Genomic DNA, 530 nt, shown 5'->3' on the forward strand with positions numbered 1-530 from the left:
TAATCCCCGCAGCTTATCGCAGCTTGTCACGTCCTTCGTCGCCTCTGAGAGCCTAGGCATCCCCCATACGCCCTTAATAAGCTTATCTATTCGATAATTATTTATTTTTATTTTTACTCGTCATACTTCTTTCTTAACGAAAGAAATACGCTCTTACTCTCGTATTCTTATATATTTTCAATATGTCAATGAACGTTGTTAATAACTGGATAAGTTATTAGTTGTGGAGAATATCGGAGTCGAACCGATGACCTCCTGCGTGCAAGGCAGGCGCTCTAGCCAGCTGAGCTAATCCCCCAAATATTAAATTGACAATTAGAAACATCAAAGCTTATCCTAATCCTTTCCGGATCAAAGCTTAATTAATTCCCTTTCTCTAAACGTCTACTACATCTTATCAGATGCAATACTCTAAAAAAGGAGGTATTCCAGCCGCACCTTCCGGTACGGCTACCTTGTTACGACTTAGCCCCAGTTACTAGTTTTACCCTAGGCGGCTCCTTGCGGCGACCGACTTCAGGTACCCCCAG

1 tRNA gene and 2 rRNA genes are annotated in these 530 nt (G+C 42.5%); all 3 read right to left on the reverse strand.

The window, feature by feature from the left end:
* A 23S ribosomal RNA gene (locus LB449_RS13800) occupies positions 1-87 on the reverse strand; the annotation flags it as partial.
* 137 nt (positions 88-224) lie between these two features.
* A tRNA-Ala gene (locus tag LB449_RS13805) sits at positions 225-298 on the reverse strand.
* Positions 299-416: 118 nt separating this feature from the next.
* A 16S ribosomal RNA gene (locus LB449_RS13810) occupies positions 417-530 on the reverse strand; the annotation flags it as partial.

Origin of the sequence: Psychroflexus lacisalsi (genome assembly GCF_020164495.1) — a bacterium.
Lineage (GTDB): Bacteria > Bacteroidota > Bacteroidia > Flavobacteriales > Flavobacteriaceae > Psychroflexus > Psychroflexus lacisalsi.